The organism is Pseudomonas sp. SWRI99 (assembly GCF_014270125.1).
Classification (GTDB): domain Bacteria; phylum Pseudomonadota; class Gammaproteobacteria; order Pseudomonadales; family Pseudomonadaceae; genus Aquipseudomonas; species Aquipseudomonas hamedanensis.
In genome coordinates this window covers 1-12,567 of record NZ_JABWQR010000037.1, presented here as the reverse complement: position 1 = coordinate 12,567, position 12,567 = coordinate 1, and the positions used below count along the sequence as shown (strand labels likewise).

15 protein-coding genes and 3 tRNA genes are annotated in these 12,567 nt (G+C 58.1%); 10 read left to right on the top strand and 8 right to left on the bottom strand.

What is annotated here, in order from left to right:
* Window positions 1–40: 40 nt before the first annotated feature.
* On the bottom strand, window positions 41–685 hold the full coding sequence (locus tag HU743_RS24200) for a DUF480 domain-containing protein (protein ID WP_186549783.1): 645 nt from the start codon (window positions 683–685) through the stop codon (window positions 41–43).
* A 125-nt stretch (window positions 686–810) separates the two neighbouring features.
* Here HU743_RS24200 and HU743_RS24195 point away from each other — a divergent pair, with 125 nt between their 5' ends.
* Complete coding sequence (locus tag HU743_RS24195; protein ID WP_186651665.1) at window positions 811–1,320, top strand: DUF1993 domain-containing protein; 510 nt, start codon at window positions 811–813, stop codon at window positions 1,318–1,320.
* 185 nt (window positions 1,321–1,505) lie between these two features.
* Here HU743_RS24195 and sstT read toward each other — a convergent pair whose 3' ends face one another.
* On the bottom strand, window positions 1,506–2,738 hold the full coding sequence (gene sstT / locus HU743_RS24190) for a serine/threonine transporter SstT (RefSeq protein WP_186635129.1): 1,233 nt from the start codon (window positions 2,736–2,738) through the stop codon (window positions 1,506–1,508).
* Window positions 2,739–3,043: 305 nt separating this feature from the next.
* On the opposite strand from sstT, the gene HU743_RS24185 reads away from it, so the two are divergent.
* Window positions 3,044–4,207 (top strand): MFS transporter, encoded by a 1,164-nt coding sequence (locus HU743_RS24185; protein WP_186651663.1) that lies wholly within the window; start codon window positions 3,044–3,046, stop codon window positions 4,205–4,207.
* Here HU743_RS24185 and nhaR read toward each other — a convergent pair.
* Window positions 4,202–5,101: a transcriptional activator NhaR gene (gene nhaR, locus HU743_RS24180; protein WP_186651661.1), complete on the bottom strand. Its 900-nt coding sequence runs from the start codon at window positions 5,099–5,101 to the stop codon at window positions 4,202–4,204. The two genes, HU743_RS24185 and nhaR, sit on opposite strands and share 6 nt — an antisense overlap.
* A gap of 134 nt (window positions 5,102–5,235) precedes the next feature.
* Here nhaR and HU743_RS24175 point away from each other — a divergent pair, with 134 nt between their 5' ends.
* Window positions 5,236–5,478, top strand: a complete 243-nt coding sequence (locus tag HU743_RS24175) for a hypothetical protein (RefSeq protein WP_186651659.1) — start codon at window positions 5,236–5,238, stop codon at window positions 5,476–5,478.
* A 29-nt stretch (window positions 5,479–5,507) separates the two neighbouring features.
* Complete coding sequence (locus tag HU743_RS24170; RefSeq protein WP_186622090.1) at window positions 5,508–6,257, top strand: TerC family protein; 750 nt, start codon at window positions 5,508–5,510, stop codon at window positions 6,255–6,257.
* A gap of 104 nt (window positions 6,258–6,361) precedes the next feature.
* Here the strand turns inward: HU743_RS24170 and HU743_RS24165 are convergent, their stop codons facing one another.
* The gene (locus tag HU743_RS24165; protein WP_186651657.1) at window positions 6,362–6,529 is read right to left on the bottom strand and encodes a hypothetical protein; all 168 of its coding nucleotides are present in this window, start codon (window positions 6,527–6,529) and stop codon (window positions 6,362–6,364) included.
* Between the two features lie 233 nt (window positions 6,530–6,762).
* Here HU743_RS24165 and HU743_RS24160 point away from each other — a divergent pair, with 233 nt between their 5' ends.
* From HU743_RS24160 to HU743_RS24150, 3 genes are all read left to right on the top strand, one after another.
* Window positions 6,763–7,434: a peptidase C39 family protein gene (locus HU743_RS24160; RefSeq protein ID WP_186651655.1), complete on the top strand. Its 672-nt coding sequence runs from the start codon at window positions 6,763–6,765 to the stop codon at window positions 7,432–7,434.
* Between the two features lie 91 nt (window positions 7,435–7,525).
* Window positions 7,526–7,732: a DUF6021 family protein gene (locus HU743_RS24155; RefSeq protein ID WP_186549819.1), complete on the top strand. Its 207-nt coding sequence runs from the start codon at window positions 7,526–7,528 to the stop codon at window positions 7,730–7,732.
* A 12-nt stretch (window positions 7,733–7,744) separates the two neighbouring features.
* Window positions 7,745–7,951, top strand: coding sequence for a hypothetical protein (locus HU743_RS24150; RefSeq protein WP_186651653.1), 207 nt, complete (start codon window positions 7,745–7,747; stop codon window positions 7,949–7,951).
* A gap of 52 nt (window positions 7,952–8,003) precedes the next feature.
* Here the strand turns inward: HU743_RS24150 and pbpG are convergent, their stop codons facing one another.
* From pbpG to folD, 4 genes are all read right to left on the bottom strand, one after another.
* Complete coding sequence (pbpG, locus tag HU743_RS24145) at window positions 8,004–8,942, bottom strand: D-alanyl-D-alanine endopeptidase (RefSeq protein ID WP_186549823.1); 939 nt, start codon at window positions 8,940–8,942, stop codon at window positions 8,004–8,006.
* 300 nt (window positions 8,943–9,242) lie between these two features.
* Complete coding sequence (locus HU743_RS24140) at window positions 9,243–10,148, bottom strand: hypothetical protein (protein ID WP_186651651.1); 906 nt, start codon at window positions 10,146–10,148, stop codon at window positions 9,243–9,245.
* On the bottom strand, window positions 10,135–10,710 hold the full coding sequence (locus tag HU743_RS24135) for a hypothetical protein (RefSeq protein ID WP_186651649.1): 576 nt from the start codon (window positions 10,708–10,710) through the stop codon (window positions 10,135–10,137). The genes HU743_RS24140 and HU743_RS24135 overlap by 14 nt, the downstream gene beginning before the upstream one ends.
* A gap of 252 nt (window positions 10,711–10,962) precedes the next feature.
* Window positions 10,963–11,817 (bottom strand): bifunctional methylenetetrahydrofolate dehydrogenase/methenyltetrahydrofolate cyclohydrolase FolD, encoded by an 855-nt coding sequence (gene folD, locus HU743_RS24130; RefSeq protein ID WP_186622080.1) that lies wholly within the window; start codon window positions 11,815–11,817, stop codon window positions 10,963–10,965.
* 275 nt (window positions 11,818–12,092) lie between these two features.
* On the opposite strand from folD, the gene HU743_RS24125 reads away from it, so the two are divergent.
* The 3 genes from HU743_RS24125 (at window position 12,093) to HU743_RS24115 (ending at window position 12,419) form a co-directional block, all read left to right on the top strand.
* Window positions 12,093–12,169, top strand: a tRNA-Arg gene (locus HU743_RS24125).
* A 32-nt stretch (window positions 12,170–12,201) separates the two neighbouring features.
* Window positions 12,202–12,277 (top strand) — tRNA-His (locus HU743_RS24120).
* 57 nt (window positions 12,278–12,334) lie between these two features.
* Window positions 12,335–12,419, top strand: a tRNA-Leu gene (locus HU743_RS24115).
* Window positions 12,420–12,567: the final 148 nt, after the last annotated feature.

Genomic DNA, 12,567 nt, shown 5'->3' with positions numbered 1-12,567 from the left:
CGCGAGCAGGCTCACTCCTACAGGTGGGGGGCTTCGGTGGTTATTCGAGGCGCGCCAGGCGTTCTTCCAGTGCCGCGATCCGCGCTTCCAGCTCTTCAATGCGCTCGACCGAAACGCCACCGCCCGAACGCTCACCGGCATTCTGCCGCGCCGCCAATATCACCTCGATATCAGCCGGGTCCCCCAGCGCATGGGTATAGCGATCCTCGCGCTGCCCGGCCTGACGCGGAATCAGCACCGCCAGTCCGCGCGCAATCAGGCGCTCAAGCTGATGCACGACCTGCTCGGCGTCTTCGAAGTCGTGCATGCGCCCGCTGCGGGTGAGCAGTTCGTTAACGGTTTGGGGGCCGCGCAAAAACATCAATCCGGTGAGAATCACCTGCGCCGGCACCAGTTCCAGCGCCTTGTCGACCTTGTGTTCCCAGCGGTCGGCTCGACTGCCCATCACCAGCCGGGTGAAACCGCGACCTTCGAGCGCGCGCAGGCTCTGGCCGACCTGGCCCTGATTGAGGTTCATCACCGGTTCGCGGCTGGTTTTCTGATTGCAGGCCAGCACCAGCGCGTTGAGGGTCAGCGGGTAGGTTTCCGGGCTGGTGGCCTGTTTCTCGATCAGGGCACCCAGAATGCGGATTTCCGTGGCGTTGAGCCGTGATTGTTCGGAGATGGATTCTTGTTCGGTGGTCATCGCGCGTTCCCTCTGCAGTCGAAGCCGCCTAGCCTAATCCTTGCCAAACAAAAGGCAAGCCGTGTGGTCATCAAGCATGGCTATAATCGCCACCACGTATTACCCAGCCATCACACGAGACTGTCATGACCATTTCCCTGTATGCCGCATCCGTCCCGGTTTTCCAACAAATGCTCAACGCCCTGAGCGATGTGCTGAAAAAGGCTGAAGCCCACGCCACCGAGAAAAACATCGACCCGAACGCGTTCCTGCAAGCGCGCCTGTACCCGGACATGTTCCCGCTGGTGCGCCAGGTGCAGATCGCCGTGGACTTCGCCAAAGGCGTGTCGGCGCGTCTGGCCGAAGTCGAACTGCCGAAGTATGACGACAGCGAAACCACCTTCGCCGACCTGCAAGCGCTGATCGCCAAGGTTCTGGCCTTTATCGGCGAGATCAAGCCTGAGCAGATCAATGGCAAGGAAGGCATCGAAATCGTCACCCGTCCAGGCACGCCGAAAGAGAAGCGCTTCAGCGGTCAGTCGTATCTGCTGACCTATGGTCTGCCGCAGTTCTTCTTCCACGTGACGACGACTTATGCGCTGCTGCGTCATAACGGTGTTGAAGTGGGCAAGCGCGATTACATGGGCGCGTTCTAAAACGCCCTGATACGAAAAAGCCCGCCAAGGTTTGCGCCTTGGCGGGCTTTTTAATTGATCGCTCCCACGCGCAGCAAAGGAATGCAGCCCGGGACGCTCTGCGTCCCATCCAGTGCCGAACGCGGAGCGTCCGTTGAGGCATTCCCACGCAGAGCGTGGGAACGATCTGTACAGAGTATTCGGGTTTATGCGGTGCGTCGGGCCTTCTCTTCCTCGCCCAGGCACGCGGCTGCGGTAAACAAAACGTCCGTCGAGGAATTCAGCGCCGTCTCCGCTGAATCCTGCAGCACGCCAATGATGAAACCGACCGCCACGACCTGCATGGCAATCTCGCTTGGGATGCCAAACAGGCTGCACGCCAGCGGAATCAACAGCAGCGAACCGCCGGCCACACCCGACGCACCACAGGCGCAGATGGCCGCGACGACGCTGAGCAGAATCGCGGTGGGAATGTCCACGGCAATGCCCAGAGTGTGCACCGCCGCCAGCGTCAGCACGGTGATGGTGATGGCTGCGCCGGCCATGTTGATGGTCGCGCCCAGCGGGATCGATACCGAGTAAGTGTCTTCATGCAGGCCCAGGCGCTTGCTCAGTTCCAGGTTGACCGGAATGTTTGCCGCCGAGCTGCGGGTGAAGAACGCGGTGATGCCGCTTTCGCGCAGGCACATCAAGGTCAACGGGTACGGGTTGCGACGCAGCTTCCAGAATACGATCAGCGGGTTCATCACCAGCGCCACGAACAGCATGCAGCCGAGCAGCACCGCCAGCAGGTGCGCGTAACCCAGCAGCGCGCCGAAACCGGAGGTGGCGAGGGTCGAAGCGACCAGACCGAAAATACCCAGCGGGGCAAAGCGAATCACCACGCGTACGATTACGGTCACACCGTTGGATAGATCGCCGAGCACCTCGCGGGTAGTGTCGCCGGCATGACGAATGGCGATGCCCATGCCGATCGCCCAGGCCAGAATGCCGATGAAGTTGGCGTTCATCAGCGCGCTGACCGGGTTGTCCACCACGCTCAGCAGCAGGCTTTGCAACACTTCACCGATACCGCCGGGGGCGGTGACCGTCACGTTCTCGGTCGACAACACCAGGCTCGATGGAAAGCTCATGCTGGCGATGACGGCCACCACCGCTGCGGCAAAAGTGCCGAGCAGATAGAGGAACAGAATCGGCCGGATATGGGTTTCCTGACCGTGCTTGTGGTTGGCAATCGAAGCCATCACCAACACGAACACCAGAATCGGTGCCACGGCTTTCAGTGCGGAGACGAAGACCTTGCCGATGAACGCGGTGGACTTCGCCGCTTCTGGTGCGAGCAGAGCCAAGGCGATACCGGCGATCAGGCCGATGACGATCTGGCTGACCAGACTCAGGTTTTTCAGACGTTGCAGGAGAGAAGGGGATGAAGCGGTCATAGCGGCATCTCTGTTTTTATAGGTTGCGAAGCGTCGTGGGCAGTCACGAATCGCCTGTCGAAGTGACAACAACGCCGCCAAACGGCACGTTGAACAGCTGTACGATTTTCAGGGCGCGGACTTTATCACAGCGTGCGCGTTAACCTTCAGACCTGTGACGATCTGCCACCGGATCAGCCTTGCACATCGACAGGTTTGTGCAAGTCAGTCCCGACACACTCTGTTAAGATTGCGCATCCTTATTTTCCATTCCGCCAGCGGGCCTCCGGGTCAACGCTGGTGTCGTCGTTTTGCTGGAGTTGCGCATGCTGTTGCCCATTCTTCTGTTGTCTGCCGCCGGGTTTACGGTGCTGACCACGGAATTCGTCATCGTCGGCCTGTTGCCGGCGATTGCCCGAGACCTCGAAGTCACCATCCCCCAGGCCGGGCTGTTGGTGACGTTGTTCGCTTTTACCGTGGCGCTGTTCGGGCCGTTCCTGACCGCGTATTTCGCCAGGTTCGAACGGCGTAAATTGTTTATCAGCATTTTGATCATGTTTGGTCTGGCCAACACCGTTGCGGCACTGGCGCCGAATATCTGGGTGATGGCCGTTGCCCGCCTGATCCCGGCGCTGGGTTTGCCGGTGTTCTGGGCGCTGGCGAGCGAGACGGCGGTGGACATCGTCGGCCCTGATTTCGCCGGTCGCGCCATCGCCAAGATTGGCTTCGGTATCGTCTGCGCCACGGTGTTCGGCATTCCGGTCGGCACGTTGATTTCCGATGCGTTCGGCTGGCGCAGTGCATTCGGCATCCTCGCGCTGATTGCGTTTGCCAAAGCCTTGCTGCTGTTTGTTTATCTGCCGAAAACCAGCCTGCACCAACATCAGGTCAGCTTCGCGTCGCAGTTCAAGATCCTGCGCAGCCCATTGATGATCGGGCATATCGTGCTGTCGATTCTGGTGTTCAGCGGCATGTTCACGGCCTATACCTATCTGGCCGACATCCTTGAGCGTCTGGCCGGTTTCAACGGCACCGTGGTCGGCTGGTGCCTGATGGGGTTTGGTGCGGTGGGGCTGATCGGTAACTCGCTCGGCGGTCGCGCGGTGGACCGGCATCCGTTGGGCGCCTCGGTGCTGTTCTGCGCGTTCATGATTGCCGGCATGGTCTCGCTGGTGCCGAACATTCATTCGCCGCTGGGGCTGGCGGTGGCGATGGGCATCTGGGGCGTGACCCAGGCGGCACTGTTCCTGGTCAGCCATGTGCGCCTGATGAAAGCCGCACCCGAAGCGCCGGCTTTTGCCGCCTCGTTGAATATCGCCGGGGCGAATCTCGGAATCGGCCTGGGCGCCATGGTCGGTGGCCGCGTTATCGATAGCGCGGGCCTGGGCTTTCTCGGGTTCGCCGCCGCCGGCTTCATTTTACTGTCGGTGTTTCTGGCCATGGTGCTGATGACACTCAAGCCGCGCGAGATCTGCGCCGGGGCGTCATAACGCGGTAAACAATTCACGTCGGGCACCTTCGGTAATCGCAACGATGCCGGGGTGCTTGACTTTGCGCTCCACCGAAATGGCATAGAACGACTCGGTCACAGCGTCCGTCTGGCCGATCAACTGCACGCCGTACTGTCGCTTCACCTCATCGGCGATCACGCTCGGGCCGATGAAAATTCCGCTGCCGGACTGGCCGAACGCCTGCATCAAGGCACTGTCATCGAATTCGCCGACAATCTGCGGCTGGATCTGCTGTTCGGCAAACCAGCGCTGCAAGCGGCTGCGTACCACGGTTTCCGGGCCGGGAATCAACAGCGGTGCGCCGTGCAGGCTGCGCGGAAAATCTTGGCCGTAGCGCTCGGCCAATTCAGCAGTGGCGAAGAAGCTGATGCCGCATTCCCCCAGCTTCTGGCTGTAGCCCTTGATATCCAGATGCGACGGCATCGGGCTGTCGGAGATCACCAGGTCCAGGCGCTGGATGGCCAGATCCGCGAGCAAGCGCTCGAGTTTGTCCTCGCGGCAGGTGATGCGCAGCGGTTCTTTCAGCTCCATGGTCGGGGCGATCAGGCGATACACGATGGATTTGGGCACGACGTCGGCGACACCCACGCGAAACAGGATCTGTTGTTCATTCGGTCGTGCGCGCAGCATCAACTCCAGTTCGCCGCCGAGCTGGAACATCTGCTCGGCGTAGGGCAGGGCCTGACGGCCGGCTTCGGTCAATTCCAATTGCCGGCCGACCCGGCGAAACAGTTCGATGCCATACGTCTGTTCCAGCAGGGAAATCTGCCCGCTGATGGTTTGCGGGGTCAGGTTAAGCTGCTCGCAGGCCCTTACGATGCTGCCGGTCTTGGCCACGACCCAAAAATAATGCAGTTGTCGATAATTCAGCATGGCGCCCCCACAGTTCGTTAAATCCGAAGTATAGACGCTAAAAATACGAATTTTCCTGAAGTGTTCACCTCCCTAGAATGCCCACCCATCGACGGCCGGTCTGTACGCCTGTCTGTTCATTGCAAGGAAATCTTATGAAATACACATTCCCCGCGCTGTTATTTGCGTCTTTACTGGTTCTGGCCGGTTGCGATCAGGCTGAAAAAAGTGCCCAGCAGTTGATGGGCGCAGCGGCCGAAAGCGCCAAACAGGCGATCGACGACACCCATAAAGCCGCCGAGCAAGCGCTTAGCGATGCCACCGGTGGGTTGATCAAGAAAAAAGAAACAACGGAAAAAGACTCGGAAGAATCCGAATCTTCCTCCGAGACTATCTAAACCGTCTTACAAAGACTCAGGACTGACCCATGGAATATCTGTTAGAACTCGCCGCCAGCCCGACCGCCTGGATCGCGTTGGCCACACTGGTGGTGATGGAAATCGTGCTGGGCATCGATAACCTGATCTTTATCTCGATCCTGACCAACAAGCTGCCCAAGCAGTATCAGCAGAAAGCTCGCCGCATCGGTATCGGTATGGCGTTGATTCTGCGACTGGCACTGTTGAGCACCATCGCATTCATCGTGCAGTTGACGGAGCCGGTGTTCGAGATTCTCGGTCAGGCGTTCTCCTGGAAGGACATGATTCTGATCGCTGGTGGCCTGTTCCTGGTCTGGAAAGCAACGACTGAGATCCACCACAGCATGGACCCGGCGCCGGAAGATCCGAAAACCGCGACCTCCACGGTAACCCTGGGCTTTGCGGCGGCTATCGGTCAGATCCTGATGCTCGACATGGTGTTCTCGATCGACAGTATCATCACCGCCGTGGGCATGACCGAGCACTTGCCGATCATGATCATCGCAGTGGTGGCCTCGGTGCTGGTGATGCTGTTCGCCGCTGAACCGCTGGCCAAGTTCATCAACGACAACCCGACCGTGGTGATGCTGGCGCTGGGCTTCCTGATCATGATCGGCATGACGCTGATTGCCGAAGGCTTCGGCGCCCACGTACCGAAAGGTTATGTGTACGCAGCCATGGCGTTCTCGGCCGGCATCGAAGTGTTGAATATGCTGTCCCGACGGGCCAAGCAGAAGAAAGTTACTCAGCAAGCGTAAACGCTGAGAAACACAAAAACCGCCTGAGCTTTTTGAGTCAGGCGGTTTTTTTTGGGAATATGAATGGGTGGTGGATTGCGCAGCCCACGACGTGGCTTTAACCGTCAGTGAGCCGTTGCATGCTCTGCGTGTTGCTTGCGCGGTTTTTCGGCCGGAGTCGTCGGAGTCGGAGGGTGGTGGCGCCGCGAAATCCGCAGTACGCCCCACAACATGGCAGTCGCCACGGCCAGCCAGCCGGCTATCAACATTACGATGGTCATGGTCAGGCTCATTTGTGCCTCCTCTTCGCCCTGCGGCGGGCGCCCGCTTTGCGCAAATCGCTCTCTTCCAGTGACAGTCTAGTCAAAGGCGTGTTTCAGGCTATTGACCAAAGGTCGGCAGCGACCAATCAGTTCGCTCTATCTAACCGATACGTCTGCGGTTTAAGGCTATACCGCAGGCGAGTGCGGCTCTATGATCGCTGGCGTTGCCGGAACACGATGACCGGCGTCTGAAGAGAATGACGATGGTGCAGGTATTTTCTCGAGCGCGTGGAGCGCTGTTGGTTGCCGCTTGCGTGGCGGCGCTGGCAGGATGCGCAGGCAGCGTAGCGCCTGAAGTCAAACGCCTGCCGGAGCGGGTTGAACTCAGCGGCACGTTTTACCGTGGCGAAGCCAACCAGAGTGGCCCGCAAGTACTGGCCAGCCTGCTATCGCAGCAGGGCATCGTAATCACTCCGGGCCTGCTGGAAAAACCGCTGCGCTTGCCGGGTGCCGAAGACAAGCTGCAGCAAAACATGCAGAACCTCGCACGCGAATACGGCCTGGTGGTGTATCCGCTGGACGACAAGCTGCCGGCCTTGCTTGCCCAGGTTGCCGCGGGCTATCCGGTCATGGTGCGTTTCAGTGAAGGTTCGGCATTCTGGGCCGAGCCGCGTTACGCGATCCTGTCCGGCTACGACCGCAATAAACAGAAAGTGCTGCTGCGCGCCGGCATGAACCGTCGCCAATTGATGGATTTCAGTGCCTTCGAAGCGGCGTTCGAAAAATCCGGCGGCTGGGCCGTTTTGCTGCAGAAACCCTCGCAGATCCCGGCGTCCGTCGACCGTTCCCGTTGGTTGAAAGCCGCTGATGAGCTGGCGCAGGCAGGTGAGGAAAACGCAGCGGCACAGGCGCGAAAGGCCTTGGCGGCGCAGTAAGCCTCCGTTCGTCATCTGCCGGGCACGACTGCGCCCGACCAGCCTCTGAACAATAGCGCCCGTGTTTTTGCGGGCGAATCAAGGAGGCAACATGGCAGATTCCCACACCCCGAAAGGTCCGCACTCGTCCGAGCATTCTTCCGGCGATGATCTGGGCTTCGATCCGGACTCGCCGGACCTCGATGATCCGCAAGTTGACCCGGTCGGTCCGGCGAAAGCGCCGCGGGACGTCGAGCCTGGCGAGGATCCGAAGAAACCGGCCAGGCCCTACGACCCGTTAGCCGATCTGAAACCTTGATGTGAGGTGCGTATGAGTACCGATTCAAGCTTCGATGACCAGAAACCTGGCAGCGTACCGACCACGCCGGAGCCGGAAGTTGATCCGGTGCTGGACCCGGACAGCCCCCTGCGCGATCCGCTGGCCCGCCCGAACGTGCTGACGCCGGATGTTTCGCCAGAGCCAGGCTTGGGAGACGGTATCCCGGATGACGACAAGATGCCGCTGCCCAACGACTGACGGCACAGATGAAAAAGCCCCGAAGATTCGGGGCTTTTCACGTTCGCTGTGTTTATTTTGCGGCTTCGACCACGCCGCTCTGACGACTCTTGAGGTTCTTGTCGGCTTTGTATTGTTGCGCCACCGCAGGAACGTTAGCGCTGCGCCCGGTTTCGACCCAGCTGCGGATACGGCTGGCATCGGCAAAATGCGTGTATTTGCCAAAGGCGTCGAGAATCACCAGGGCAACCGGACGGTTGCCCATCTTCGTCACCAGCACCAGGCAATGGCCGGCCGGGTTGGTGAAACCGGTCTTGGTGATCTTGATGTCCCAGTCGGCTTTATTGACCAGGTGATCGGTATTGCGAAAGCCCAGGGTGTAATTGGGCTTGCGGAAGGACACGGTCTTTTCCTTGGTGGTGGTCAGTTCGACGAGGAGCGGGTGCTTGTGCGCGGCCACCAGCAACTTGCTCAGGTCGCGGGCGGTGGACACGTTGCGCTCCGACAGGCCGGTCGGCTCCACGAAGTGGGTGCTGGTCATGCCCAGCGCCTTGGCCTTGGCGTTCATCGCCGCAATAAAGGCCGCATAGCCGCCCGGGTAATGATGCGCGAGACTCGCGGCGGCACGGTTTTCCGAGGACATCAAGGCGATCAGCAGCATCTCGCGGCGCGGCAGTTCACTCTTGAGTTTGACCCGGGAGAACACACCTTTCATTTCCGGGGTGTTCCTGATGTCGACATTGATCCATTCGTCCATGTTCTGCCGGGCTTCAACCACCACCAGGCCAGTCATCAGCTTGCTCACCGAAGCGATCGGCACGATCACGTCAGGATTGCTGGAATAAATGACTTTATTGGTCTGCATATCCATGAGCAGGGCGCTGCCGGAAGCGATCTTCAATGTCGAAGCGTCACGGGGGGCAGCGGTGGTTTCCGCAGCGTTGATCGTTGGCGTGATGAAAGTGCCTGTAAACGCAAAAAACAGGCTCAGAATCGAAAGACGAATTTTCACGCGGGCGAACTCATTAGGTTGGATATTCCGTTAGTTTGTAACGGGTTATTTCTTCAAAGCGTCGCATTCTAGGAGTATGGCTGAAGATCTGTCGATGGTTGTTTGAATGGCCTGAAAATCTTGTGAAAAGGCCTTGAACATGAAGGGTTTCCGGCGAACGGTTAGTGTTTTTTCTCAGGCATGAAAAAACCCGCACCTGGCGGGTTTTTCTACGGCTGGAACGCCCGCTTAGACGTGCAGGGTTTCTGCTGCATACAGCGTGTTTTCCAAAAGGCAGGCGCGGGTCATCGGGCCGAAAATCTAGCTCCAAGGAAGCGCTTTGAGCGTATATCTGGGATTGCTCGAACCTATCCTCCTTGCAGTTACGTGGATGCTCACTTCAGTGTAAAGGTGGTCGTTGATGACATTCGGGCCGCCAATTTCCGCTGAAACTCTCCCGTGCAATACCTCGCCTCCCGTTGTCTTGAACTCGAAAATCCGTTTATCAGGCAAGACACCTACAAAGGACCCTGTGAAAGTCTCCTGTTCTTCTTTGATGTTGTCTCGGCTGAGCCGCGCTTTGCTGCGGCGCACCTGTTCAACATCAGAAAACTGAAACCGACGGGTACTGGTTGCCACTCCGCAGGAGGCGTTATTTTCGGATAGCTCGCTAAGAAAATCAGATACGGCGGCAATTGCTCTATCGGCCAAGCGGGAAACTGGCTCGGATAGTTCCTCGTCACTTTTTGTTGCCGTCGCTTCCAGCAACTCTGCAAGAATTTCGATTGCTTGCGATACCGGCGTGGTGCCCTCTATATCAAGCTGCTTGTCCGCCGGTATTTCCTCAAGCTCGAATCCAAAGGAGCCGCGAGCTGGCCCGGTTATTAAAAGCTGATTGGCTAACCGGTTCGGGATTGGACCCTTATCCGCCAATGAGCCTGACAGCGATGCTGCGATTGCTGTTATCGCGACGCTGAATGCCTGAGTAGCGGAAGCACCAAATTCAGCAAGTACGCCATGGGTGCCCCATACAGGTGCGCCGCGGTATGTCAACCGGACTTTGGCGGGGCGATAGGCATGTTTGCCATTGTCTTCCAGGAATGCCCGCGCCTTTTCTATCCTTGCCTGTACCGACATCAGGGTGAGCTTGCTAATGCCGGGAGCGGCAGCTTGTTTTTCAAGGAAGCCCAGCTCTGCAGCTTTATAGGCATATTCAGATCTGTCCATCTTCTAGCTCCTGCCGACGTGTTGCGAGCAAGGTCTTTGCAGCTTCATCCTGTACAGGCGAAAGATCAACTCGCAAAAAACCCTTCCATTGTCCGGTGCGCCTGTGGGACCACATGCTGTACCAATAAGTCGTCATGGCTACCAACGATTCGGCTGGATCAGTCAACGATTGAATGTAGAAGTCGATCTTGAACGCTTTCTTAAGATTAGCTCGGTCGCCACCAAGAAGGTTGACCTCATCATTCCCGAGCGCATCAAAAAAAACGTTGCCGGCATCAGTGAAGGTAACAACATCAATATCTCGTGGAACCCGATTTTCAAGCATTTCGATGTCTTCGGTAAAGCTTCCATCCAGCCATTGAAATCCGCTGTCCATACCCATTCGGTGAAGCTCTGCGCGGTGAGCGAGATAGCCTGCGAAAATATCACACCGGTCTGGACTGGTCGCGAACCTGTCGACCACCTGCTCAAGGCTCACGTGATACGGAGCCCGGTCAGACCCAATTGGGTCATTGTTATTGATGGGAGGTAAAACTCCCTCAGCATTCCATTCTGGGATCAAGCCAGCCTCCTTGCATTTCGTCATCGACAGCCAGGCCTGGAAATACGCTCAAGCCTAAAGGCGGGGCGTTGGCGCTGAGACGTCAACATACGCGCTATGGGCAGACTCTCAAATGGTGGAGTTGCTACAACACGTTAAATCACAGGTAGGCTGCTTTTTACATTTGCATCGGGAAATGAAGAGGCTCAGGTTTTCCAGTCGAAACAAAAAACCCCGCACGAGGCGGGGTTTCGGTGTTGCGGAAAAAGCCAATCAGACGTGCAGGGTTTCTGCCGCATACAGCGTGTTTTCCAACAGGCAGGCGCGGGTCATCGGGCCGACGCCGCCAGGCACTGGCGTGATCCAGCCGGCGCGGGGCAGGGCGGTTTCGTAAACGACGTCGCCGACCAGCTTGCCGTCGTCCTGACGGTTGATGCCGACGTCGATCACGATTGCGCCTTCCTTGATCCACTCACCCTTGACCAGGCCCGGCTTGCCAGCAGCCACCACCACCAGATCGGCGCGACCGACATGCCCGGCCAGATCCTTGGTGAAGCGGTGAGTGACCGTCACGGTGCAACCGGCCAGCAGCAGTTCCATCGCCATCGGGCGACCGACGATGTTGGACGCGCCAACGACCACCGCATCCATCCCGTAGAGATCGGCGCCGGTGCTTTCCAGCAGCGTCATGATGCCTTTGGGTGTGCACGGGCGCAGCAGCGGAATGCGTTGGGCCAGGCGACCGACGTTATAAGGGTGAAAGCCGTCGACGTCTTTGTCCGGGCGAATGCGCTCCAGCAGTCTGGAGGCATCCAGGTGCTCGGGCAGGGGCAGTTGCAGCAGGATGCCGTCGATGGCCGGGTCGTCGTTGAGACGATCGATCAGATCGGTCAATGCGTCTTGCGTGGTTTCGCTGGGCAGGTCGTAGGCTTGAGAGAGGAAGCCGACCTCTTCACAGTCTTTACGCTTGTGCGAGACATAAACCTGAGAGGCAGGATCGCTGCCGACCAGGATCACCGCGAGGCCGGGGGTGCGCAGGCCTTGCTGGCGACGCTCGGCAACTCGTAGGGCGATCTGCTGGCGCAGGCTGGCGGCGATCGATTTGCCGTCGATTAGTTGTGCAGTCATTGCGCGTGATTAACCATCGAGAGGGGAAAAAAAGAGAACGCATTCTCGCATGTCGAGCGGTGAGGGCAAAGGCGCTTGGTCAGCAAATTCCCCTAACTCCTTTAATTAAATGAATTTTTTTCAAAAAGGATTTGACGGCCTTGGGAGCGCTCTATACTATTCGTCGCACTTGTCGGGCACAGCCTAGCACTGGTTAAGAAGGTGGGGCGGAACAACAGTTCTGCGACACTGGAAAGCACTTAGTTTGTAGTCCTTTAAGAGTACAGATTAACAAGGCGCCCGTAGCTCAGCTGGATAGAGCATCCGCCTTCTAAGCGGATGGTCGCAGGTTCGAGTCCTGCCGGGTGCGCCATTAGGCAGCATTGGCACAAGTAACGCGATATGGTGGGCGTAGCTCAGTTGGTAGAGCACGGGATTGTGACTCCCGTTGTCGTGGGTTCGATCCCCATCGTCCACCCCATATTTCGAAAGGCGCCAGATTTAACGGTCTGGCGCCTTTGCTTTAAAAGCTTCATCTGCGGATGTGGTGGAATTGGTAGACACACTGGATTTAGGTTCCAGCGCCGCGAGGCGTAAGAGTTCGAGTCTCTTCATCCGCACCAATCAAAGCTTCATTCAGATCTTCGGGCTGGTGAGGTTCAACAAAGAAGTTGTTTGGCTTTTTTGTTACGCAATATGGTGGGCGTAGCTCAGTTGGTAGAGCACGGGATTGTGACTCCCGTTGTCGTGGGTTCGATCCCCATCGTCCAC